The sequence below is a fragment of the Porphyrobacter sp. MBR-155 genome, from assembly GCF_040547625.1.
In the GTDB taxonomy this organism is placed as follows: domain Bacteria; phylum Pseudomonadota; class Alphaproteobacteria; order Sphingomonadales; family Sphingomonadaceae; genus Erythrobacter.
Genome location: NZ_JBEPQB010000009.1, coordinates 25,407 through 48,935, shown reverse-complemented (window position 1 = coordinate 48,935; position 23,529 = coordinate 25,407). Strand labels below are relative to the sequence as shown.

22 protein-coding genes are annotated in these 23,529 nt (G+C 63.7%); 11 read left to right on the top strand and 11 right to left on the bottom strand.

Features of this window, described 5'->3' with window-relative positions; all coding sequences use genetic code 11:
• Nucleotides 1-100 precede the first annotated feature (100 nt).
• The 4 genes from ABIE62_RS10880 (at nt 101) to ABIE62_RS10865 (ending at nt 2,591) form a co-directional block, all read left to right on the top strand.
• Nucleotides 101-490, top strand: a complete 390-nt coding sequence (locus tag ABIE62_RS10880; protein WP_354325963.1) for a MerC domain-containing protein — start codon at nt 101-103, stop codon at nt 488-490.
• A gap of 55 nt (nt 491-545) precedes the next feature.
• Nucleotides 546-1,529: a sulfur carrier protein ThiS gene (gene thiS, locus ABIE62_RS10875; protein WP_354325962.1), complete on the top strand. Its 984-nt coding sequence runs from the start codon at nt 546-548 to the stop codon at nt 1,527-1,529.
• A gap of 298 nt (nt 1,530-1,827) precedes the next feature.
• On the top strand, nt 1,828-2,340 hold the full coding sequence (locus ABIE62_RS10870; protein ID WP_354325960.1) for a hypothetical protein: 513 nt from the start codon (nt 1,828-1,830) through the stop codon (nt 2,338-2,340).
• 17 nt (nt 2,341-2,357) lie between these two features.
• The gene (locus tag ABIE62_RS10865; protein ID WP_354325958.1) at nt 2,358-2,591 is read left to right on the top strand and encodes a ribbon-helix-helix domain-containing protein; all 234 of its coding nucleotides are present in this window, start codon (nt 2,358-2,360) and stop codon (nt 2,589-2,591) included.
• A 120-nt stretch (nt 2,592-2,711) separates the two neighbouring features.
• Here ABIE62_RS10865 and murA read toward each other — a convergent pair whose 3' ends face one another.
• Complete coding sequence (murA, locus tag ABIE62_RS10860) at nt 2,712-3,992, bottom strand: UDP-N-acetylglucosamine 1-carboxyvinyltransferase (RefSeq protein WP_354325957.1); 1,281 nt, start codon at nt 3,990-3,992, stop codon at nt 2,712-2,714.
• A gap of 129 nt (nt 3,993-4,121) precedes the next feature.
• Here murA and ABIE62_RS10855 point away from each other — a divergent pair, with 129 nt between their 5' ends.
• Complete coding sequence (locus ABIE62_RS10855) at nt 4,122-5,012, top strand: UTP--glucose-1-phosphate uridylyltransferase (protein WP_354325955.1); 891 nt, start codon at nt 4,122-4,124, stop codon at nt 5,010-5,012.
• A 209-nt stretch (nt 5,013-5,221) separates the two neighbouring features.
• On the opposite strand, the gene ABIE62_RS10850 is transcribed toward ABIE62_RS10855, so the two are convergent.
• The 8 genes from ABIE62_RS10850 to glnE all read right to left on the bottom strand — a co-directional run bounded on the left by ABIE62_RS10850 (nt 5,222) and on the right by glnE (nt 15,707).
• Nucleotides 5,222-6,994 (bottom strand): flotillin family protein, encoded by a 1,773-nt coding sequence (locus ABIE62_RS10850; RefSeq protein WP_454184736.1) that lies wholly within the window; start codon nt 6,992-6,994, stop codon nt 5,222-5,224.
• 12 nt (nt 6,995-7,006) lie between these two features.
• Nucleotides 7,007-7,636 (bottom strand): OB-fold-containig protein, encoded by a 630-nt coding sequence (locus tag ABIE62_RS10845; RefSeq protein WP_354325953.1) that lies wholly within the window; start codon nt 7,634-7,636, stop codon nt 7,007-7,009.
• A 129-nt stretch (nt 7,637-7,765) separates the two neighbouring features.
• Nucleotides 7,766-9,058 (bottom strand): cytochrome P450, encoded by a 1,293-nt coding sequence (locus ABIE62_RS10840; protein ID WP_354325951.1) that lies wholly within the window; start codon nt 9,056-9,058, stop codon nt 7,766-7,768.
• On the bottom strand, nt 9,055-10,608 hold the full coding sequence (locus tag ABIE62_RS10835) for an acyl-CoA synthetase (protein WP_354326102.1): 1,554 nt from the start codon (nt 10,606-10,608) through the stop codon (nt 9,055-9,057). The genes ABIE62_RS10840 and ABIE62_RS10835 overlap by 4 nt, the downstream gene beginning before the upstream one ends.
• A 238-nt stretch (nt 10,609-10,846) precedes the next feature.
• Nucleotides 10,847-11,578: a M23 family metallopeptidase gene (locus ABIE62_RS10830; protein ID WP_354325949.1), complete on the bottom strand. Its 732-nt coding sequence runs from the start codon at nt 11,576-11,578 to the stop codon at nt 10,847-10,849.
• Nucleotides 11,579-11,674: 96 nt separating this feature from the next.
• Nucleotides 11,675-12,466, bottom strand: a complete 792-nt coding sequence (locus ABIE62_RS10825) for a ferritin-like domain-containing protein (RefSeq protein WP_354325947.1) — start codon at nt 12,464-12,466, stop codon at nt 11,675-11,677.
• An 8-nt stretch (nt 12,467-12,474) separates the two neighbouring features.
• The gene (locus ABIE62_RS10820) at nt 12,475-12,948 is read right to left on the bottom strand and encodes a peroxiredoxin (RefSeq protein WP_354325946.1); all 474 of its coding nucleotides are present in this window, start codon (nt 12,946-12,948) and stop codon (nt 12,475-12,477) included.
• A complete protein-coding gene (gene glnE / locus ABIE62_RS10815) occupies nt 12,945-15,707 on the bottom strand; it encodes a bifunctional [glutamate--ammonia ligase]-adenylyl-L-tyrosine phosphorylase/[glutamate--ammonia-ligase] adenylyltransferase (RefSeq protein WP_354325945.1) in 2,763 nt (920 codons plus the stop codon). Before glnE ends, ABIE62_RS10820 begins: the two co-directional genes overlap by 4 nt.
• 115 nt (nt 15,708-15,822) lie before the next feature.
• Here glnE and ABIE62_RS10810 point away from each other — a divergent pair, with 115 nt between their 5' ends.
• Genes ABIE62_RS10810 through ABIE62_RS10800 form a run of 3 tightly spaced genes read left to right on the top strand, consistent with a single transcriptional unit; the run spans nt 15,823 to nt 18,690 of the window.
• Nucleotides 15,823-17,523 carry a M28 family metallopeptidase gene (locus tag ABIE62_RS10810; RefSeq protein ID WP_354326100.1) on the top strand — a complete coding sequence of 567 codons (1,701 nt, stop codon included), beginning with the start codon at nt 15,823-15,825 and terminating at the stop codon, nt 17,521-17,523.
• Nucleotides 17,524-17,530: 7 nt separating this feature from the next.
• A complete protein-coding gene (locus ABIE62_RS10805) occupies nt 17,531-18,532 on the top strand; it encodes an agmatine deiminase family protein (protein ID WP_354325943.1) in 1,002 nt (333 codons plus the stop codon).
• A gap of 35 nt (nt 18,533-18,567) precedes the next feature.
• Nucleotides 18,568-18,690 (top strand): hypothetical protein, encoded by a 123-nt coding sequence (locus ABIE62_RS10800; protein WP_354325942.1) that lies wholly within the window; start codon nt 18,568-18,570, stop codon nt 18,688-18,690.
• Nucleotides 18,691-18,723: 33 nt separating this feature from the next.
• Here the strand turns inward: ABIE62_RS10800 and thrS are convergent, their stop codons facing one another.
• Complete coding sequence (thrS, locus tag ABIE62_RS10795) at nt 18,724-20,709, bottom strand: threonine--tRNA ligase (RefSeq protein ID WP_354325941.1); 1,986 nt, start codon at nt 20,707-20,709, stop codon at nt 18,724-18,726.
• 352 nt (nt 20,710-21,061) lie between these two features.
• On the opposite strand from thrS, the gene ABIE62_RS10790 reads away from it, so the two are divergent.
• From ABIE62_RS10790 to ABIE62_RS10780, 3 genes are read left to right on the top strand one after another with little or no spacing between them, the layout of a single operon-like run.
• Nucleotides 21,062-21,238, top strand: coding sequence for a hypothetical protein (locus tag ABIE62_RS10790; protein ID WP_354325939.1), 177 nt, complete (start codon nt 21,062-21,064; stop codon nt 21,236-21,238).
• Nucleotides 21,235-21,633 carry a hypothetical protein gene (locus tag ABIE62_RS10785; RefSeq protein WP_354325937.1) on the top strand — a complete coding sequence of 133 codons (399 nt, stop codon included), beginning with the start codon at nt 21,235-21,237 and terminating at the stop codon, nt 21,631-21,633. The genes ABIE62_RS10790 and ABIE62_RS10785 overlap by 4 nt, the downstream gene beginning before the upstream one ends.
• Complete coding sequence (locus tag ABIE62_RS10780; RefSeq protein ID WP_354325935.1) at nt 21,630-21,821, top strand: helix-turn-helix transcriptional regulator; 192 nt, start codon at nt 21,630-21,632, stop codon at nt 21,819-21,821. Before ABIE62_RS10785 ends, ABIE62_RS10780 begins: the two co-directional genes overlap by 4 nt.
• A 9-nt stretch (nt 21,822-21,830) precedes the next feature.
• On the opposite strand, the gene ABIE62_RS10775 is transcribed toward ABIE62_RS10780, so the two are convergent.
• Complete coding sequence (locus ABIE62_RS10775) at nt 21,831-23,525, bottom strand: alkaline phosphatase D family protein (RefSeq protein ID WP_354325934.1); 1,695 nt, start codon at nt 23,523-23,525, stop codon at nt 21,831-21,833.
• Between the last annotated feature and the right edge of the window lie 4 nt (nt 23,526-23,529).

The following is a 23,529-nucleotide window of genomic DNA, read 5'->3' as shown; positions in this document are numbered from 1 at the left end:
CAAGCCTGTTCAGTGCAAGCAGAGGTGCGGGATGCGCAATCAAGTCTGCGACAATCGCCGCTTGCGCAATGTGATAATATAACATAAGGGCCAAAAGAAGATGACGCATAACGCCCTTCCCCCCGCGAATCACACCTCGCTGCGCCGCCGCCTCGATCAGATCGGGATCGGGCTTGCCGGGCTGTGTGTGCTGCATTGCCTGACGACGCTGGTGGTGATTTCATCGCTTGGGCTGGGCGGGCATTTCCTGCTTGATGATAATATTCACCGGATCGGCCTGGCGCTGGCGCTGGGTGTGGCGGCGGTGGCAATCGGCTGGGGCCTGATGCGGCACCGCCGGATGTTGCCGTTCGGGCTGGCGCTGGTCGGGCTGGTGTTGATGGGGGCTGCTTTGGTGGTGCCCCACGGCACCGATGAACTGCTGTTGACGCTGGTGGGTGTGGCGCTGGTATCGATCGCGCACCTGATCAACCTGCGCGCCGTACGCTGAGCGATTGCGCAAACTCGCTGTTGCAGCGCGGGCGCAAGTGCCTATGTCTCGCGCCATGAACGATCCCAAGACCATCACGCTGAACGGCGATCCACGCCGCACCCACGCCGCCACGATTGCCGATCTGGTGCGCGAGCTGGAGCTTGCCCCTGAAAAGGTTGCGGTTGAACGCAATGGCGAAATCGTGCCACGTTCGACTTTGGAGGATGCTCCGCTGGCCGATGGCGACAGGCTGGAAATCGTCCACTTCGTCGGCGGCGGCGATCATCCGGCGGATAGCTGGACGGTGGCCGGGCGCACTTTCACCTCGCGGCTGATCGTCGGCACGGGCAAGTATAAGAACTTCGAGCAGAATGCGGCGGCGGTCGCGGCTTCGGGGGCAGAGATCGTCACCGTGGCAGTGCGCCGGGTGAATGTCAGCGATCCCAAGGCGCCGATGCTGACCGATTACATCGACCCCAAGAAAATCACTTACCTGCCCAACACCGCCGGGTGCTTTACCGGTGAGGACGCGGTGCGCACGCTGCGGTTGGCGCGCGAGGCGGGGGGCTGGGATCTGGTCAAGCTGGAGGTGCTGGGTGAGGCGCGCACGCTCTACCCCGACATGCGCGAGACGCTGAAGGCGACCGAGGTGCTGGCCAAGGAAGGTTTCCTGCCGATGGTGTACTGCGCCGATGATCCGATTGCGGCGAAGCAGCTTGAGGACGCGGGCGCGGTGGCGATCATGCCGCTGGGCGCGCCGATTGGTTCGGGGCTGGGCATCCAGAACCGGGTGATGATCCGCCTGATCGTTGAAGGCGCAAAGGTGCCGGTGCTGGTCGATGCGGGTGTGGGCACGGCATCGGACGCGGCGGTGGGGATGGAGCTGGGCTGCGACGGTATCCTGATGAACACCGCCATTGCCGAAGCCAAAGACCCGATCCGCATGGCCCGCGCGATGAAACTCGCGGTCGAAGCCGGGCGCGAAGCCTATCTGGCGGGGAGAATGGCGCGGCGGATGTATGCCGATCCGTCGAGCCCGCTTGCCGGTCTGATCTGAACCCAACCAACTTTGCGTGTGGCGGTGAATCGGCGCACGCAGTGCGCCGCAAGGCCGACTGGCCGCCCGCAGCGAAGCGAGGATTTCGCGCGCCGGAGGCGTGCGGACACAAAAATCTCACGCAGTGCGCCGCAAGGCCGACTGGCCGCCCGCAGCGACGCTGGCGTAGCCAGCATGAGCGAGGATTTCGCATCGCGGACGCGATGCGGAACACAAAGACTCCGGCCACTATCTCCATACCTAACCTTAAATTAACCATGACGTGCGACGTTCTCCTCGTCTGAAGGAGACCTGCGCCATGATGATGCCGATTGCCGAGATGCGCGAATTTGCAGGCTTCGCCCCTGCCGAGCAGCGTTATATCAAACGCAGCCTCGATATCGGCCTTGCGCGCACCGATGCGTTTCGCCGTTGGGGTCGCAGCGAAGCGGAAAATACCGCGATCCGCCGCCAATATGTCGCCTATCAGGATTTGAAGGCGCTGCGCGCGCTGATCCCGCAGGAAGGCACGCCGAACGAGGTTGAACGCTTCCTTGGCAAGCTGGTGCGGATCGCCGCCTTCGATCTGGAGCAGGAACGGCTGGAATGCTTTTCTGCCTTCCGGTTCCTGTATGAACGGATGCTCGGCGCGAGCGTGCGCCCCTATCTGCCAGCCGCCTTTTGCGCCGCTGCGGCGCTGCCCTCGATCCGCCCCGAACGGCGCAAGCTGCTGCTGCAATCGCTGTCCGAAGCCGCCGCCACCGCGCCCGCCTGGTCGGACCGTGAACCCGGTTTTTACCCCGAATATGTGGACGACTTCGAGGCGGCCTAGGTGCTAGTGGAGCGGGAATGGAGACACCCTCGCCCTATCACCCGCCGGTCAAGCGCTCGCTTTCGATTGCGGGCCATGCGACCTCGATCAGCCTTGAACCGCTGTTCTGGGACATGCTGCGCGCGGCTGCTGCGCGCGAAGGCGTGGCGATTGCCGCGCTTGTCGCCCGGATTGATGCCGAGCGGATCAAGTCACCCACCCCGCCGGGGCTGGCAAGCGCAATCAGGGTGTGGCTGGTGGTGAACCGCTAGACTTCGTCATGGCGAGGCCGAAGGTCGCGGCAATCCATGGACTTCGATTGCGGCTGTCGCGCAGATTCGCAGCCGGTTCACCATGGATTGCTTCGCTGCGCTCGCAATGACGACTGGCCCTTAATCATCCACCCGTTCGATATCCGCACCCACGAGCTGCAACTTTTCCTCCAGCCGTTCATAGCCGCGGTCGAGGTGATACAAGCGCCGCACGGTGGTCTGGCCCTCAGCCGCCAGCGCGGCGATGACGAGGCTCATCGAGGCGCGCAGATCGGTCGCCATGACTTCGGCACCGGTCAGCCGCTCCACGCCCTTGACGATCGCGGTGCGGCCTTCGGTGTTGATGTCCGCACCCATGCGCGCCAGTTCGGGCACGTGCATGAAGCGGTTTTCGAAGATCGTTTCGGTCAGCACGCTCGCGCCTTCGGCCTTGCACAACAGCGCCATCAGCTGCGCCTGCATATCGGTGGCAAGTCCCGGATAGGGCGCGGTGGTGAGATTGGTCGCTTTCAGTGTGCCGTTCGCGCGCACGTTCACACCCTTGGCGTCCCAATCGACGTGGATGCCGATGGCTTGCAGCGCATGGATGGTCGCCATCATGTCATCGGCCTTGGCGCCTTCCAGCCGCACCTCGCCCCCGGTGATCGCCGCCGCGCAGGCGTAGGATCCTGCCTCGATCCGGTCGGGCATGACGCGGTAAGTCGCCCCGTGCAGCCGCCTGACCCCATGGATGGTGAGGTTGGAGGTGCCGATCCCTTCGATCTCCGCCCCCATCGCCGCCAGCATATTGCACAGATCGACAATCTCAGGCTCACGCGCGGCGTTGAACAATCTGCTTGTCCCATTGGCCAGCACGGCGGCCATCAGCGCGTTCTCGGTCGCACCGACGGACACTACCGGGAAATCGAAATCCCCGCCCGGCATTCCGCCATCGGGCTGCACCGCGCGAACATAGCCTTGCGCCAATTCAATCTGCGCGCCGAAGGCCTCCAATGCTTTCAAGTGCAGATCAATCGGGCGGTTGCCGATCGCGCAGCCGCCGGGCATCGACACGGTCGCCTCCCCGCTGCGCGCCAGCATCGGGCCGAGCACGAGGATCGAGGCGCGCATCTTGCGCACCAGATCATAGGGCGCGATCGTGGAGGTGATCCGGGTCGCCTCCATGCTCATCACCCGGCCGAAATCCTCGGGGCGCGTGCCCTGGATCGAAGTGGTGACGCCGAACTGGTTCATCAGGTGCTGAAACCCGTCAATATCCGCCAGCCGCGGCAGATTGCGCAGGGTCAGCGGCTCCTCGGTCAGCAGCGCACAGGGGATCAGCGTCAGCGCCGCGTTTTTCGCGCCTGAAATCGGGATCGAGCCGGAAAGGCGGTTGCCGCCGCGAATGATGAGTTTGTCCATTGCGTCAGCCTTAGCGAAAAGTGCTTTAGGCGCAACAAGTGGCGCAGAACAGCCAACAGTGATTGACCTTGTGCAAACAGCGCGGCACGGATCAGGTTAGGCGCATGACAAGCCAGTAAGGATACGCTGATGCCTCCCAAGCCGATCCGTAAGGCCGTATTCCCCGTCGCCGGGCTCGGCACGCGGTTCCTGCCTGCGACCAAAGTGGTGCCCAAGGAACTGCTCCCCGTGGTTGACCGTCCGCTGATCCAGTATGCGGTGGACGAGGCGCGCGAGGCGGGGATCGAGCAGATGATCTTCGTCACCGGGCGCGGCAAGACCGGGATTGTCGAACATTTCGACATCGCGTTTGAACTCGAACAGACGATGACCGAGCGCGGCAAGGATCTGTCGGTGCTCGAATGCACGCGCGCCACGCCGGGCGATGTGATCGCGGTGCGCCAGCAGGTGCCGCTCGGCCTTGGCCACGCCATCTGGTGCGCGCGCGCGATTGTGGGGGATGAACCCTTTGCGATCTTCCTGCCCGATGAACTGATGGTCGCGCGCGAAGGCGGCTCTGGCTGCATGAAGCAGATGGTGGAGGCCTATAACGCGGTTGGCGGCAACCTTATCAGCGTGCTTGAAGTGCCGATGGAGCAGGTTTCCAGCTACGGCGTGATCGACCCCGGCGCGCAAGTTACCGGTTCCGGGGCGACGCTGACCGAAGTGCGCGGGCTGGTGGAAAAACCGCGCGTAGCCGAAGCGCCGTCGAACAAGATTCTCTCGGGCCGCTATATCCTCCAGCCCGAAGTGATGCGGGTGCTGGAGCATCAGGGCAAAGGCGCGGGCGGGGAAATCCAGCTGACCGATGCAATGGCCAAGATGATCGGCACCCAGCCGTTCCACGCAGTCACGTTTGATGGCGCGCGTTACGACTGCGGCAGCAAGACCGGCTTTGTCGAGGCGACGCTGGCGATTGCGCTGGCACGGCCCGACATGGGCGCAGAAGTGCGCGCGATTGCGCAAAGGTTGCTGGGATAAGCCGGGTTCGCCTCCCCACGCCGCCCGTGTTGGAGACACATGTGACACTGTCCAGGAACAGAAAAACGCCTACCCCTGACGCGTGTTCGAGCAGCGGCGAAGGGAGCGGGCAGGACAGATCATGTCCGCGATCCTGGCAGAGCCCGGACAGGTAGGAAAGCGCGCTGACGCACGCGTGTAGCCGCGAACGGATTTGATGGATTGGTGTTTTACTCCGTCGCCTCGCCTGCCGACACGTCCGCGTCATTGTCGCGCGCGATGGACTTTTGCGGCGCAGGCTTGGCCGGTGCCGGGGCGGGCGCAGGTGCCGCCTCCGCCTCCGCTGCGCCCTTGACCAGTCCGGACAGCGACGAGCCATCCAGCCCCAGTTCCTTCATCAGCCCGTCAAGCACCGGTGCCTGCGCGCGGTAGGCGAGCGCCGCTGCGACCGCATCGCTGGCAAGGTTGCCTGATCCGCCGCCTGACCCGCCCGAACCATTACCGTCGCCAGCCCCGCGCCCACCATTGGTAAGCCCATCGACCTGCACGATCTTGATCGAATCGATCGCTTCCATCGGCTTGGCGCTTTCGCGGATGACTTCGGGCAGCACTTTTAACAGCGCCAGCTTGGTCTGGAGCGAAATCTGATCGTTCGACAGGATATTCGCCGCCTCGTTGATCGCCCGCTGGCCTGCGGCTTCGACTTCGAACCGCACCCGCGCAGCTTCGGCGCGGAGCTTTTCGGCCTCGGCCTCACCCTGCGCTTCCAATCGGAGCGCTTCGGCGCGGTTGGTGGCGGCGTCTTTCTCCGCTTCGGCCTGCACCTTCACCCCGATCGCATCGCGTTCGGCCTGCTTCGACGCTTCGATCAGTTCGATCTTCTTCTGACGTTCAGCGATTTCGCTTTCGCGCGCGGTAGCGACGCCTTCCTCGGCCTCGACCGCTTTGGCGCGGGCATTATCGGCTTCGGCCTTGGCCTGGCTTTCTTCGCGGCTTTTGTTCTGCACCGCGATCTGCTGTTCCTGCCGGGCGATTTCGAGCGCGCGTTGCTGATCGATGCGGGCTTCCTCGACCAGGCGATCCGCCTCGATCTGCTGGGCATCGACCTGCTTCTTGGCCTCAATCCGGGCGGCGTCAGCCTCACGGTTGCGTTCGGCCTGTTCGCGGGCGATTTCGGCGGTCTGCGCAGCGCGCCGCACTTCGACTTCGCGTTCCTGTTCCAGCCGCGCATATTCCTGATCGCGCGCGATCTCGAAGCTTTTCTGATTAGCCTCGAGATTCTTGGTCTCGATCTGCACGCGGGTGTCCTGCTCGATATCATTGCGCAGCTTCTTGCGCGCTTCGATCTGCTCGGTCAGCTTCGTCAGGCCCTCGGCGTCAAACGCGTTGTTGGCGTTGAAGTGTTCGATGCTGGTCTGGTCGAGGCCAGTCAGCGAGACCGATTCCAGTTCCAGCCCGTTCATGGCCAGATCGTTGGACGAAACTTGCTGCACCTTCTGCACAAAGTCGGCGCGCTGTTCGTGCAGCTCGTTCATGGTCATCCCCGCCGCGACCGATCGCAGCGCGTCGACGAATTTGCCTTCGACCAGGTCCTTGAGCAGATCAGGCTGCATCGTGCGTTGGCCCAGTGTCTGCGCGGCCATGGCGATGGCCGCAGCATCGGGACGCACGCGCACATAGAACTCGGCCTTCACATCAATCCGCAACCGATCCAGCGTGATCAGCGCTTCGTTATCGCGCCGCACCACCGGTAGCACCAGCGTGTTCATGTTGACCGGCATGGTTTCGTGGAACACCGGAAACACCAGCGCCCCGCCGTTCATCACCACCTTTTCCCCGCCAAGCCCGGTGCGCACAAACGCGGTTTCCTTCGACGCGCGGCGATACAGCCGGATGAGAAACGCGAAGAAGATGACGACGAAGAGCACCGCGCTCACGCCGACAACACCATATGTCATCAGATCACCGGATGAGCTTACATCCCCGGTCGTGGTCAAAGCCATTTGCGTTTCCCTTTAGCTATCCAGCCCAAGCAGCGGGCTTTCATAATGTATCGCGAAGAAAGTCTGACCTTCGCGGCGGACGAGCAGGACGGTATCGCCTGCGTTCAATTCAATCGTTTCATCATGGGGTTCAACCATGACAAAATGCGGATGGCCGTGGCGGTCGATCACCTTGGCGCGGGCGGGCGATCCGGCCCGCGCGGTGCCGATCTGGATTTCGGCATCGCGCCGCACCAGTTCATCAAGCGTGACGGCAGTGGTTTCATCTTTCGGCATGATCGCGGCGAGCGGGCGCGCAGCGAGAGAGGTGAGCGGCAGCGCCGCCCCGCCAGCCAGCAGCGCGGCCCACCCGGCGGAAAGCGGTGCGCCCAATGTGCTGGCCAATACCATCTGCCCGATGACGCCGACCGTGCCAAACACGAACAGCAACGCCGCCAGCCAGATCAGGAAAGGCACCCGGCCCAGCCCCAGCAGCGTGGTCAGCGCTTCGCCAAATCCGCTGGCGTCCAGCCCATCGGGCGCATCGAAATCGCCCGCCCCTTCAACCGCTTCGGACACACCGGTAAGCTGCACCAGCGCGATCAGCGCCAGCGCGCCGAACGCGATCAGGAACGGCAGGTTATGCGGTTCAAGCAGGCTCATACCGCCAGCCCCCGCTGTGCCCCTGAGAGGATTGGGCGAAGAAGAAATCCCATGCGCTGAAAACTAGGACAAATGGGGACGAAACCCTAGCAGAATCGGACAGCGCCTGTCCGATTATTCGCCGCGTTATCAGGCAGCCGTCACCCGCAGCGGCAGGGTCTTCAGCCCGCCGACAAAGGTGCTGCTGGCGCGCTTGGCCTCGCCCGCCGGTTCGACGCTCGCGACCCGGTCGAGCAGGGCTTCGAACAGGATCTTCATCTCCAGCCGCGCCAGATGCAGGCCAAGGCATTGGTGCGCGCCCGCGCCGAACGCGAGGTGCCGGTTGGGGCTGCGCGCCGCATCAAACCGGCGCGGATCGGGGAATTGCGCGGGATCGTGATTGGCGGCGACGTAATTGATCATCAACCAGTCGCCCGCCTTCACCTGCTGCCCGCCCAGCTCCACATCCTCAGCCGCAGTGCGCATGAAGTGCTGCACGGGCGAGGTCCAGCGGATCGCTTCTTCGACAATGCCGGGAAGCAGCGAACGATCAGCCTTGACCCGCGCCCATTGCGCCGGGTCGTTCGCCAGCGCCTGCATTGCGCCTGCCGTGCTGGCGCTGGTGGTGTCATGCCCGGCGGTGGCGACGATGATGTAATACCCCGCCATGTCGCGCGGGGGCAGCGGCTGGCCATCGACCAGCGCATTGGCGATCACGCTGGCGACATCATCGGTCGGGTGCTTGCGGCGGTCTTCGGCGATCCCGGCGAAGTAATCCTCGAAGGTCTTCACTGCGCCTGCGACGATCTGCACCACTTGCTCCGGCGTCATCTGATCCATCCCGGTGCCCGACAGGTCCTTGTCCTGCCCGCCGAACAATTGCTGGGTCAGCATCTGCATTCGCGGTTCATCCTCTGGCGGCACACCAAGGATCTGCATCACCACGCGTAAAGGATAGGGGCCGGAGACTTCCTTGACGAAGTCCACTTCCGGGCCTTGTTCGATCATCCGGTCGACTGTCCGCGCTGCCAGCGCGCGCAGCTCGCCTTCCAGCTGCGAAAGGTTCCTCGGCATGAACCATTCCTGCGTCAGCTTGCGGTATTTCGGGTGGATCGGCGCATCGAACACCACCAGCGAATCGACCAGCATATTGGAACCGGTCGCCGCGCGGCTGAATTCGATCGCCTGATTGAAGCTGAACACCACCGGGCGCGGGTTGTTGAGGAAGGCGGCGTTGTCCTTCGATATGCGCATCACATCGTCATAGCGGGTGATGAGCCAGAACGGATCGAACAACCCCGGCGTATCGGGCTGCACGCGCACCACCGGCGTGGTTTCGCGGATATGATCGAAGGTGTCGAGCAACCCGCCCCATTCGGCATAGGCGTGCGGATCGATCACCCGCCGCGCCAGATCGCCGGGGAGGATCGCTTCCGCGCTCACGCCGCGCCAGCTTTCGCTTTCGCCGCAAATTCATCGCGCAATTCGCGCTTGTAGAGCTTGCCATTGGCTTCGCGCGGCAGATCGGGGCGGAAATCGAACAGCTTGGGCATTTTGATCTTCGACAGGCTGCCGCCGAGGAACGAGCGCAGTTCTGCTTCCAGCGCGTCGCCAGCCTCAGCCATGTCGCGCGGTTGAACCACCGCCACCACCTTCTCGCCCAGATCGGGGCAGGGCGCACCGATTACTGCGGCGTCCATCACCTTGTCGTGGGTGACGAGCAGATTCTCGATTTCCTGCGGGTAGATGTTCACGCCCCCGGAAATGATCATGTGGCTCTTGCGGTCGGTGAGGAACAGGAAGCCGTCCTTATCGAGATGCCCGATATCACCCAGCGTCATCCAGCCGTTGGGATGCATCGCCTCGGCGGTTTTGGCCGGGTCGTTGTGATAGGTCGGCAGCAAGGCGTTTTCGAAATAGATCAGGCCGTCCTCGTCCGGGCCAAGTTCCTCGCCGTCAGGGCCGCAGATGTGCAGTTTGCCATAGATCGCCCTGCCGACGCTGCCGGGATGGGTGAGCCAGTCGGCGCTGCCGATCATGGTCATGCCGATGCCTTCGCTGCCCGCGTAATACTCTTTCACGATTGGGCCCCACCATGCGATCATGTCACGCTTGATCGGCACCGGGCACGGCGCAGCGGCGTGGAGCGCGCGTTGGTGGCTCGACAGATCATAACGCGTGCGCACTGCCGGATCGAGTTTCAGGAAGCGCACAAAGTGCGTCGGCACCCACTGGCTGTCTGTCACCTTGTAACGTTCGATTGCCTGCAACGCGGCTTCGGGCTCGAACTTCTCCATCATCACCACCGTGCCGCCCAAGCGGTGGACGACCGAACACCAGCCGATCGGCGCGGCGTGATAGAGCGGGGCGGGGGAGAGATAGACCATCGATCCATCGGTGGGCATGCCCGCCCCCATCACCGCCAACCCGACCAGCGGAACCGTGGCTTGCGGATCGGGATCTTCGGGCGGAGCGGGGCGAATGCCCTTGGGCTGACCGGTGGTGCCGCTCGAATAAAGCATCACCATCCCGGCGCTTTGATCGGGAATCGGCGCGGGCGATTGTGAGGCGAGTGCGGCGGCGAAATCTTCTGCGCCGCCCCCATCCCCTAAAGCGTCCATCACCAGCACGGTCAGGCCCGGACATTCAGCGCGGATATCCTCCAGCACGTCTGCGAAATAGCCCGAGGTGATCAGCAGCTTTGCTTGGGAATCGCGGATGATATAGGCGGCTTCCGGCGCGGTCAGGCGCGAGGAGATTGGCACCATCATCGTGCCTGCGCGCTGCGATCCCCAGATCAGCGTGAAATATTCGATGCGGTTTTCCAGCAGCACCGCAAAGGCATCGCCGGCACCGATCCCGTGGGCGCGCAGCAGATGCGCAAAGCGGTTCGATTCCGCCTCCAATTCGCCAAAGGTGATCTGCTTGCCCGACCCGGTCATGATGACAGCGGGATGATCGGGACGGGTCGCGGCGTGCGCGATGGGGTGCATACTCATGGTTCTCTCTCCCTTGCCGCAGCGCAGCGCGCTGTCTGGCTTGGGGAGGAAATTGAACTGTGCGAGGCGACCCCGCAAGCAAAAACAGTATGAGAAATGCTACTCATTTTCGGAAGGGGGCATCAGCGGGCAGTCCGCAGCGCCACACAAAAAAGGCGGCGGGTAAACCCGCCGCCATGATCGGACACCCTCTCCAATGTCCGGCCCACTTATCGTGGGCAATTTCGTAGTCTTACTCGCCGCCCTGACCGGTCAATTTCTGGTCACGCACATAGGCGAGCTGTGCTTCGCTTTCTACCATATACGGAATCGGATTGACTGCAAGCCCATCAACACGGACTTCGTAATGCAGGTGCGGCCCGGTCGAACGGCCGGTCGATCCGACATAGCCGATCAGGTCGCCCTTCTTGACATTGTCGCCCGCTGCCACGGCCAGACGCGACAGGTGCGCATAGCGGGTTTCCATCGACGCGCCGTGATTGATGCTGATGTAGAGGCCGTAGCTCGAATACCAGTCGGCCCGCCCAATCACGCCATCAGCCGTGGCGTAGATCGGGGTGCCGGTTGGCGCGGCCAGATCGATGCCGGTGTGGTTGCGGCGGCCACCCAGCACCGGATGGGTGCGCATTCCGTAATTGCTGGTCAGCTGCGCACCTTCAAGCGGCATCCGCGACGGCACCGAAATTGCGCGCTGCGGAATTGGCGAGGAAAAAGCGGTTATGTCCGCACCCATGCCCAGCGTCGGGGTGGTGCGTTCCAACGCGGTCCAACCTGCGAACAGCGATTTGAAGCGCTGATCATTGTTGGCGGCATCATCATTCCGCGCTTCGCGCACGGGTTCGATAATATCGGCGCTGGAATTGGCATTGGCAGTGTTGGCAAAAGCAGGCGACGCGGCGGAAACCATAAACGCAGCGCAGGCCGTAGCTGCAAACTTGATAAGGTGGCGCACGGCAAATTTCATAACTGACCCGGTTCCCGATTGCGGCTGTTGCCGTTGGAAAATTCCGGCACGTCTGTTGCGCGCCTGTTGTTGGAGGGTGGTTATGCGGGGGTATCGTTAATGTGCAATCACTGTGTAAAATTCACGCGACAAACCGGCTGCAAGACGCGCTGAGTCGTTGAATGGCGGCTTAATGGCCCCGCCAAAGTGCTGTTTTACGAGCGTCTGCCACAGGGATTCGGGGCGGGCTTGCGCCATTTCGGCACATCGCAAAAAGTGTTTGGTGCCGAATCCGACGTGGCGGATTTCGTCGTCAAGGATGCGCGCAAGGATTTTTGCCCCGCCCGTATCGCCCGCCGCCTGCACCCGTTCGAGCATCGCAGGGGTCACATCCAGCCCGCGCGCTTCGAGCACCATTGGCACCACTGCCAGGCGCGCAGTGACATCGTGGCGGGTGGCATGGGCGGCCTCCCACAGCCCTGCGTGCGCCGGAAGCGCGCCGTAATGGCTGCCGAGCTGTTCCAGCTTGCGCGCCAGCAGCGCGAAATGCATCGCTTCATCGGCGGCGACATCGAGAAAATCGCTGACGAATTCTGCGCCCATTGCCTCCCCAAAGCGCCCGGCCATGTCGAGCGCCAGATCAATCGCCACGAATTCGATATGCGCAAGGCTGTGCCACAGCGCGATGCGCGCTCGCTCGGAACCGAACTTGCCGCGCTTGGGCATTTGGCTTGGCGCGAGCAATTCGGGCGTATCCGGCCATGCAGGCTGATCGGGCATGGGGACGTCATGCCGCCAAGCCAGCGCGCCCTTGCGCCAATCGCGTGCTACGCGGCGCGCAGCAAAGCATTTGGCGCGCGGATCTGGCGTCAGCAGCGCGGCGCGGATGGCATGGGCAACGCTTTCCACCGGCAGAGTCAGAGCGCCTTGGCCGCCGCCAGCACTTCCTCGGCATGGCCGGCGACCTTCACCTTGGGCCAGATGCGGGCGATTTTGCCGTCGGCATCCACCAGATAGGTCGCGCGCACCATGCCCATATAGGTTTTGCCGTACATCTGCTTTTCCGCCCACACGCCCAGCGCGTCGGACAGCCCGCCTTCCTCGGCATCGCTGGCGAGCGGGGCGGTGAGGCCGTGTTTGGCGATGAATTTCTGGTGCTTTTTGGCCGGGTCTTTGCTGACGCCGAGCAGCTTGGTGCCCGCCGCTTCGAATTCGCCCTGCAAGGCGGAGAAATCCTTGTTTTCAGTGGTGCAGCCGGGGGTGTCGTCCTTGGGATAGAAGAAGATCACCAGCTTTGATCCGGCAAAGTCCGACGGCTTCACATGGTCGCCATCGGGGGTTTCCATGGCGATATCGGGGATGGCGTCACCAATGCCTGCGAAATTACTCATCTTGTGTGCTCCTGTTGGTCGGGATCGATAATGTCTGTGCCCAGAATTTGTTTCCACACCCCCGCGACGATGTGCCGCGCCGTAGCAAACGCCTGCACCAGCGCATCATAGCTTTCGAACCCGCACGCCCGCGCCAAAACGCGCGCGCCCGATGGCGGCGGCTCCCGCCCGCCCGGTGCCAGCAGGCGTCCGGCGACCAGCATTCGCCGCATCAGCGCCAGCGGTTCGATCAGCGTGTCAGACAGCAGCCCGGCGCTGATCAGTCCCGCCAGCGCGGTTGCCAGATCGGGATCGAACGCTTGCGGCGCGACTTCGGCCAGCGGCGCGCCATCCGCCGCCTCACCTTTCAATTGCAGGTAGTGAATCACAAACTCGATGTCGACGAGGCCGCCGCGCGCCAGCTTGGCATCCAGCGGCCCGCCCGGCTGTTTGTGCTTCGCCATTTCGGCGCGCATCTCAAGCACCGCATCGCGCAATGCGGACTTGTCGCGCGGGGCGTGCAGCACTTCGGCCAGAACTGCTTCCAGCGCGGCGCGCGCATCGGGTGAGCCATGCAGCACCCGCGCGCGGGTGAGCGCCATGTGCTCCCACGTCCACGCCGCCTCGCGCTGATACTTGCCGAACGCCTCGCAACTGACCGCCAATGGCCCCTGATTGCCTTGCGGGCGCAGCCGCGTGTCGACTTCGTATAAGGCTCCCTGCGCGGTCGGCACAGACAGCGCGGCGCTGACCCGGCTGGCGAGGCGATTGTAATAGCGGGTTGCACCCAAAGGCCGCGGCCCGTCCGATTGCGCGGCGAAATCGCCCGTGAACAGATAGACGATATCAAGATCAGACGCATGGGTGAGCGCCCCGCCGCCCAGCCGCCCAAGCCCGAGAATCAGCAATTCGCTGCCCGCGATGCGTCCGTGGTTGATCGCAAATTCCTGCGCGGCCGCATCGGCGGCGAGGTTCAGCGCGGCCTCGGCGGTGCGTGACAGCGCGTGGGCGATGTCGAGCGGATCGGCCAATCCCTCGATCAGCTGAATGCCGAGCGCGAAGCGAATCTCGCCCGTCACCACCCGGATCGCGTCGAGCAGCGCCTCGTAATCATCGCGGATCGCCGCGCCGCGCATCCGCGCCATGATCGCGGCAATGTCACCGGGCAGATCGAGCGCATCCTTGTCGATCAGCGTGTCGAGCAATTCGGGCTTGCGCGCTAACTCATCCGACAGCGCCGGGGCCAGCGTCAGCGCGGCGACCAGCCGGTTCAGCAGATCAGGCCGTGCGTCGAGCAGGCGGAAAGTGGTGATCGCTGATGGCACGCTTTCTATAATCCGTTCCCAGCGGGTGATCGCGCGCATCGGATCATCGCTGTGTGCAATCGCCTGGATCAGCGCCGGGGCGAGCCGGTCCCACGCTTCCACCGCCTGTGGCGAACGGATCGCGGCGTGCCGCCCATCGCGCCAGCTTTCGATCCGTTCGGCCACCACATCCGGTTCGGCAAAGCCCCATGTGGCAAGCTGATGGGTAAGCGCGCTGGTCGGCATGGCCACCGCCACTGGCGCGGCTTCGGGTGCGCCGATCAGCTCTTCGTAAATGCGCGCGCTGCGTGCTGTGATTTCGGTGAGTTCCGCGACCAGCGCCGCGCCATCGGCCAACCCGTCAAGCCGCGCGACATTATCCAGCGCTGCGCCTTCGGGCAGCGCATGGGTCTGGCGGTCATGCACCATCTGCAAACGGTGTTCGATCATCCGCAGCCGGTCATAGGCATCGCCGAGCGTGGCGGCGTTGCTGGCGCTGATCCACCCCGCCGCCGCCAGCGCATCGAGCGCGGCGCGCGTGCCGCGCACCCGCAGCGATGTATCGCGCCCGCCGTGGATCAGCTGATGGGTCTGGGCGTAGAATTCGATTTCACGAATACCGCCGCGCCCGCGCTTGATATCGAAACCGGGGCCGGGGTCGGCCGGGCCTTCGTAGCTTTCACGAATACGCAAGGTGAGCGCGCGGATTTCCTCCACCGCACCAAAATCAAGCTGGGCGCGCCATACGAACGGCCGGATTGCGGTGAGAAAATCCTCACCCGCCGCAATATCCCCTGCGGCCGCGCGCGCGCGGACAAAGGCGGCGCGTTCCCACGCCAGCGCCGCGCCCTGATAATGCGCCATTGCCGAACCGACCGGCACAGCCAGCGGGCTGATCTCGCTCGCCGGACGCAGGCGCAGATCGACCCGCAACACATATCCATCCGCCGTGCTGGCCGATAGCAGCGACACCACCCGGCGGGCATAGCGCTGCGCCGCCTCCCCCGGATCATCGCTCGCCCGCCGCGTCAGACGATTACGGTCGAACAGCAGGATCGGGTCAATGTCGGACGAATAGTTGAGCTCCCCCGCGCCCTGCTTGCCCAGCGCCAGCGCGATGAAGCCATCAGCTGCGTCACTATCAGTGCGTTCGGCAATCGCGGTGCGGATTGCGCGGTCCAATGCGCGGTCGGCAAAGGCGGTGAGTTCGCCCACCACCTGCGTCAGCGCGAAGGCTCCGGCCAGATCACCCACCGCCAGCGCTGCTGCCAGCGCCAACCGCTCGCGCCGCAGCGCCACTTCGGCATCAGGATGCTCGCCCTGTGCCCGCGCCCATGCCAGCGCCGCGTCACCCTCGCCTGCGCTCAGCAAGGCGGCCAGATCGGGCTGGCGTTCCAATGCGCGGGCGAGGAAGGGCGCGTGGGTGCGGGCGCGGGTCAGCGCGCTGTCCCAATCGGCGTGTGCAGCATCGGTCATCGCCCGCCTGTCTGGCGCTGCGGGAGGCTTGCTGCAAGACCTGATGCTTGCGCGCCCGCGCTGGCTCTGCAATTGCACTGCCATGACACGGATCAGACACAAGGATGCGATGGCGATGAAACCACGGATCGGGGCGCTTGGCGCGGTAATGGCGGCGGCATTGGCGCTGGCGGGATGCGATGCGCTTGCGCCGAATGGCGGGATCGACGGGATGGATATTCCCGAAGTGGCTGACGGCGACATTTCCGAAGCCACCATGAAAGACGTCACCCGCATCCTGTCGAGCGACGAATTTGAAGGGCGGATGCCCGGCACTGTGGGTGAGGAAAAGACCATCGCCTTGCTCACCGAACGCTTCAAGGCGGCGGGGTTGCAGCCGGGCAATAATGGTTCGTGGGTGCAGGAAGTCCCGCTGATCGAGATTACCGGCAAGGATTACGCCCCGCTGACGATTGCGGGCAAGGGTGCGAACATCGCGCTCGATTTCGCCAACGACTGGGTTGGCGTGACCTACCGCGAAGAAGCCAAGACCACGCTGGCGAACAGCGAAATGGTGTTTGTCGGCTATGGCATCAACGCGCCCGAACGCGGCTGGAACGATTACGAAGGGCTCGACGTCAAGGGCAAGACGGTGGTGATCCTTGTCAATGATCCCGACTGGCAGGCGGATGGCCTTGACGGCCCGTTCAATGGCCGCGCGATGACCTATTACGGTCGCTGGACGTATAAGTATGAAGAAGCCGCAAGGCAGGGCGCGGCCGGTGCGCTGATCGTGCATCAGACCGAACCGGCCAGCTATGGCTGGAACGTGGTCGAAAGTTCGTGGAGCGGCCCACAAGCCTATGCCCAGCGCGGCGAAAACGCCCCGCCGCTGACCCAGATGAACGGCTGGATCACCGAAGATGCCGCGCGCAAGGTTTTGAAAGCCGCCGGACAGGATCTCGACGCGCTGACCACCGCGGCGCAGGCGAAGGGGTTCAAACCCGTTCCGCTCGGCCTGACTGCGGCAACCAGCTTTGCCAGCACCTTCCGCAGTTTCAAATCGCACAACGTGATCGGCATCCTTCCGGGCACCGAAGCGCCCGATGAATATGTGCTCCACACCGCGCATTGGGATCATCTTGGCCGCTGCACGCCTGCGCCTGATGGCGATGATATCTGCAACGGCGCGGTCGATAACGCCACTGGCACTGCTGCGCTGGTGGCGCTGGCCGAAGCCCATGCCAAGGCTGGGCTTGCACGGCGCAGCCTGGTGTTTCTCGCGGTGACAGCGGAGGAATCGGGCCTGCTTGGTGCAAGTTACTATGCTGCCAACCCGGTGTTTCCGCTCGACAAGACAGTGGGCGGGATCAACATGGATGCGTTCCAGGTGGCTGGCCCGGCGCGCGATGTGACGGTGGTTGGCCCCGGCAAGTCGCAGCTTGACGCCTTCCTCAACACCGCGCTCGAAGCCAGCGATCGCAGGATCACGCCCGATCCCAAGCCGGAGGCCGGGTATTATTACCGCTCGGATCACTTCGCCTTTGCCAAGCTTGGCGTGCCGATGCTGTATATTGATGGCGGCGTCGATCTGATCGACGGCGGGATCGACGCGGGCACTGCCGTGGCGAAGGACTATACCGAAAACCGCTACCACGGGCCGAAGGATGAATTCGACGAAAGCTGGGACTGGTCGGGCGTGATGGCCGATTTGCAGCTGTTCTTCCGCATCGGCCGGATGATGGCGATGAGCACGAGCTGGCCCAACTGGAATGAGGGGGACGAGTTCAAGGCGGTGCGTGACGAGGATTGCGCGGCGGCGGATGGGGGCTGCTGATCCGTTCATGACGATGATCATGCCGCCCGAATGGGCGCCGCAGGACTGGCTGTGGATCGGCTTTCCGCATCTGGCGGAGGAATGGCCCGGCTGGCTTGAGCCTGCGCAAGAGCAGATCGCCGCGTTCGCCAATGCCGTGGCCGAAAGCGGGCAGGACGTGCGGCTGCTGGTGCGTGATGACGCCAATGAAGCCCGCGCGCGCCAGCTTGTCAGCGCCAAGGTGATACTGGAGCGGCGCACCTATGGCGATATCTGGCTGCGCGACACCGGCCCGCTGGGGGTGTTTGACGGTTCCACCCGCACCGCGCGGCGGTTTGGCTTCAACGGCTGGGGCGGCAAATATCTGATGCCGGGCGATCAGGAAATCGGCGCGCAGCTGGCGCGCGATGCGGGCTTGGCGATCAGCACGTCGCCGATGATCCTCGAAGGCGGGGCGATTGACGGGGATGGCACCGGGCTGGTCGCCACCACGCAGCAATGCCTGCTTAATCCCAATCGCAACCCGGCGATGACCCGCGCCGACATCGAGGCGCAGCTGGCCGCGCAACTCGGTTTCACCCGCGTGCTGTGGCTGGGCGATGGGCTGATCAACGATCACACCGATGGCCATGTCGATAACCTTGCGCGGTTTGTCGGGCCGAACCGGCTGGTGGTGCCAGAGGCGACCGGGCGGGATGATCCCAACGCGGACATCTATGCCGATGCCGCCGCGCGCGCCGCTGATTTCGGGGTGGAGGTGGCGCGCATCCCCTCATCCGGACGCATCGAGCGCGATGGGGCGATCGAACCCGCCAGCTATGTGAACTTCGCCATCACCACCCATCTGGTGGTGGTGCCGACCTTCGGTTCGCCCCATGATGCCGAGGGCGTCGCCGCGATTGCCGCGCTGTTTCCCGACCGCGCCACGATCGGCCTGGCGGCAGAGGCAGTGCTGGCAGGTGGCGGCGGGTTCCACTGCGCCAGCCAGCAAATGCCCGCCGCGCCCGCCCCCGCAGCGACGGCGGTTTAACGATTCGTTAGCGGTTCGGCGCGATGATCGCCGGAATGAACCGCGCGCTTGCCCTTGCTCATCCGCTTATCGCTGCCACTGGGCGGAGTGACCCGTTCAATCTTGCGCGCAGCATGATCGTGCTCGGCTGTGCGGCAGCGCTGATCCTTGCGGGCTAGGGTCTGACCCTGGGCACTGCCGGTCTGATCGGTTCAGCCGCGCAGATCGGGCGGGGTCGCTTCGGCACGGATCAGCGCGATGGCATCGGCAAGGCTCATCACCCGCTGATGCTCTGCGCCCAGCGTGCGGATGGCGACGGTGCCTTCGTCGGCCTCACGTTTACCCACCACCAACAGGTGCGGAACCTTGGCCAGCGAGTGTTCGCGCACCTTGTAGTTGATCTTTTCGTTGCGCAGGTCGGTTTCGACCCGCAGGCCTGCCGCCTGCAACTGCGCTGAAACGTCGCGGGCGTAGTCATCGGCTTCAGACACGATGGTCGCTACCACCGCCTGCACCGGGGCGAGCCAAACCGGCATCCGCCCGGCAAAATGTTCGATCAAGATGCCGATGAAACGCTCATACGAACCGAAGATCGCGCGGTGGAGCATCACCGGGCGGTGCTTGTCGCCATCCTCACCGATGTAATGCGCATCCAATCGTTCGGGCAGCACCCGGTCGGACTGGATCGTGCCAACCTGCCAGGTGCGCCCGATTGCATCGGTCAGGTGCCATTCGAGCTTGGGCGCATAGAACGCGCCTTCGCCGGGGAGCTCCTCCCATTCGAGGCCGTTCGCCGTCAATGCGTCGCGCAGTTCCTGTTCGGCCTTGTCCCAATCGGCATCGCTGCCGAAGCGCTGTTCGGGGCGCAGCGCCAGCTTGATGTCATAGGTGAAGCCGAAATCGGCATAGACGCTATCGGCGAGCGCGATGAAATCCTGCACTTCGGCCACCACCTGGCCTTCGGTGCAGAAAATATGCGCATCATCTTGCGTGAACTGGCGCACCCGCATCAGCCCGTGCAGCGCGCCGTGGGGTTCGTTGCGGTGGCAGCAGCCCATCTCGCCCAGCCGGATCGGCAAATCGCGGTATGAGGTGATGCCCTGCTTGAATACCAGCACATGCGCCGGGCAGTTCATCGGTTTCAGCGCCATCCACTGCGCTTCGCCCGAAATCACCGGGCCTTCATCCTCGGTGTTGGGCACTTCGTCGGGAATCACGAACATGTTTTCGCGATATTTGCCCCAGTGGCCCGATTGCTCCCACTGGCGCGCGTTCATCACCTGCGGGGTCTTGATCTCGCGGTAGCCCGCGCCGTCCATCTTGCGGCGCATATAGGCTTCCAGCTCGCGCCAGATGCGATAGCCCTTGGGGTGCCAGAACACGCTGCCATGCGCCTCTTCAGCCAAGTGGAACAAGTCCATCTCGCGCCCCAGCTTGCGGTGATCGCGCTTGGCGGCCTCCTCCAGTCGGGTGAGGTGGGCGTTCAACTGCTTCTTGTTGAGCCAGCCGGTGCCGTAGATCCGCGTCAACTGCGCATTGTTCTGATCGCCGCGCCAGTATGCGCCCGCGACACGCATCAGCTTGAAGGCATCGGGATCGAGTTTCCCGGTCGACGGCAGGTGCGGGCCGCGGCACATGTCGAGCCAGTCGTTGCCGCTCCAATAGACGGTGAGTTCTTCGTTTTCGGGAAGTTCGCGCGCCCATTCGGCCTTGAAGCTTTCGCCATCGGCTGCCCATTTGGCGATGAGCTGTTCGCGGCTCCACACTTCGCGGCGCAGCGGCTTGTCAGCGCGGATGATCGCGCGCATCGCATCCTCGATGGCGGGCAGATCGTCCATGCTGAACGGCTCGCGGCCCTCGGGCGCCTTCACGTCGTAATAAAAGCCGTCGTCGGTCGCCGGGCCGAAGGTGATCTGCGTGCCGGGGAACAATGCCTGCACCGCTTCGGCGAGCACGTGGGCATAATCGTGGCGCGCGAGTTCGAGCGCGTCGGCCTCGTCACGGGCTGTCACCAGCGCGAGGTCGGCATCGCCTTCGAACGGGCGGGTCAGGTCGCGCAGTTCCCCGTTGACGCGCGCGGCAATCGCCGCCTTGGCAAGGCCGGGGCCAATCGCGGCGGCAATGTCCGCCGGGGTCGATCCGGGGGCCACTTCGCGCACCGATCCATCGGGCAGGCTGATCTTGAGCAGTTCGGTCATTGTCGCAAATCCGTCTGGTTTGGCCGCGCCTTAGGACAAGCAGGCGCGCACCGGAAGAGCGGTGTTGAACAAATCACGGTTGGAGGCAGAACACCGCGCCGCCCCGAACCGGGCGGCGGGCCTCGCGCTTAACGCACAGCCCCCCGCCCCCGGATAGTCCGGGTGGTGGTGGTTGTGAGCGTGGTCAGCAGGCGAGCCATGCGAGGTAGATAGCGAGCAGGAGTTGCGATGTCATTAGCAAAGCGGCGAGACGAAAAAATGGAAAGCACCCCACCCTTTATGGAAAGAACACTTGACTAAATTGCGAATCAATGACAAACACCCTTTCCATAAGAGAAAGGAAATTTGTCATATGTTGAATATCTGGAAAGCTGCTGTTTGGGCGATGCTGATCATCGCGGTCGCGCTTGCCGCGAGCGGTGGCGTATTTCCCCATAAGGCGGGCATGGTGCTGGTCACTGCGCTTCCCATACTCGCCGTGGCCTCACTCAAAGGACGTAACTGCTGCGGCGGGGGGGCAAAAACATGAAGCTGTCACCACAACGGCTAGACATGTTCCTTGTCCTGCCATTGGGCGCCAGCCTGCTGATGATCGGCGAGGCGGCCAAGGAGGGGACGGTTTCCCATATCTTTACGTCGTGGGAACAGGCGGGCCTGCTTGGCATTGGCACGCTTGTGCTGGTTTTCCTGGTCGCCAAGGCAACCGCATTCGATCGCCGGTGCAGCGAAGAATATATCTTCCAGTTGATGGCCAATGCGGCGCTGGTTGGCCTCGGCTGCATGGCAATTGTCAACGTGATTTGGCTTCTGGCAACCAAATTCTATGCCATACCCGAACTGACCGGACAGAACATGACGGGAATTGCGATGCTGGCATGGATATTGGCCTATTACTGGTACCGCATGCGTGGACTTCAGGAATGAACAACCGCCTCAAAGTCCTCCGCGCTGAACGCGACTGGAGCCAGCAGGATCTCGCCGAGCGGCTGGGCGTCAGCCGCCAGAGTGTGAACGCGATCGAGAAGGGCCGTTATGACCCATCGCTTCCGCTCGCGTTCAAAATCGCCGATGTGTTTGGCTTGACGATCGAAGCGATCTTCAGCCGTGACTAGGCCCTGCCCCTAAACCCCCAGCATCCCCGAACCTGCCTCGGTCACGATCCGTTTCGTCCCCGCCAGCCGGGTTGATCGCTGCTTCACCCCGCCCGTAAAGCGATATTCGGTCACGGCGCGGGTGGGGGTGAGGTCGATCACCATATAACCGCGCTGCGACGTGTCGGCCCATTTGAGCTGTTCGTTCTCCGCCACCAGCGCGCCCGCCAGCGTTTCGGGCGCGATGGACGAAAGGTAGCTTTCAAACCCCGGCGAGCTGACCGCACATACGCCCAGCTCCACCCCGACATTTGCGCCTTCGTGGCCGAGTTCAAACGCCCAGCCATTGTGGGTGTCACCCGCGAGTACCATGAGGTTGGCGTTGGCATTCAGCGCGGCCTTGAACAGTCGCTCGCGCGCGGCGGGGTAGCCGTCCCATGCGTCCATATTCAGCGGCAGGCCGACCTTGCTTGCCATGGTTGCGGCAGTCAGGCGCTGGCGGATGTAGGCGGGCAGATCATCGCCCAGCTGGCTGGTCAGACTGACGGGGCTTTTGAGGTTGCCGATTAGCACTTGTTGCACCAGCACCTGCCACGCGGTGCCGCCCGCAGTGGAGGCGGCGAGGCCCTGCGCCAGCCACCCTTCCTGCGCTGCGCCCAACAATTGCCGCGCGGGATCGGCCCATTCGCCGTCGCGGAACTTGGCCAGCGCCGCCACCATCGCTTGCGGATCGCTCTGCCCTTCGAGCACTTTGCCCAGATCAAGCTGTTCGTCGCGCCCTTCGATCCGGGTGTCGAGGCGGAACAGCGTGGCAAGATCGCCCACCTGATAGGCGGCATAGGGTTCATCGGACACCGGCATCCATTCGCGGTAGGCCTGCTTGGCCGCCGCCTTGCGAACCGCCCATTCGCCCTCGGTGTCCGGCTGATGGTTTTCCGCGCCGTCTTTCCAACTGTCATTGGCGGTTTCGTGATCATCCCACACCGCGATCATCGGCAGCACCTGATGCAGCCGCTGGCAATCAGGGTCGGCGCGGTAGGTGGCATAGCGCAGGCGGTAATCGGTCAGGCTGATGATCTCGGTTGCCGGGGCCAGCACCCGCGATGGATCGGCCTGGTTGGGATCAGGATAGGTGCCCGCGCCATATTCGTAGATATAATCGCCCAGATGCACCGCAAGATCGGCATCATTGGCCTCATCCGCGTGGCCATAGGCGTTGAACCAGCCAAATCCGTAGTTCGAGCAGGAAAACACCGCGAGTTTGAACTTTGCCGTCGGCCCTTCGGGAAGCGTGCGCGTGCGGCCCACCGGCGAGGTCGCGCCGCCCGGTGCGATGAAGCGGTAGAAATACCAGCGGTCAGGTTCAAGCCCGGTGGCGATCCCCTTGGCGCACCAGTCGCGATTGGGCGAAGCGGTGACTTCGCCTTCGGCAAGGGTGCGGGTGAAATCTTCGGTGGCGCTTACCTGCCAGGTCAGCGTGGTTTCCGCCTCGCCGACAAACCGCGTCCACAACAGCACGCTGTTCGCCGATGGTTCGCCGCTTGCCACCGCATGGGTGAAGCCGCTGCCAAATGTGCGCGCCGCCAGCGGGGTCGCGGCCAAGGCGGCAGACGCCCCGGCGAGGGTGAACAGATTACGGCGGGTCAGCGCCGTTTGGGAAGGGACGGGTTGGCCCGCAGGTGTGGTGATGTTCATGGCGGTGTGCGTAACCCTCTCTCTTGTCATTGCG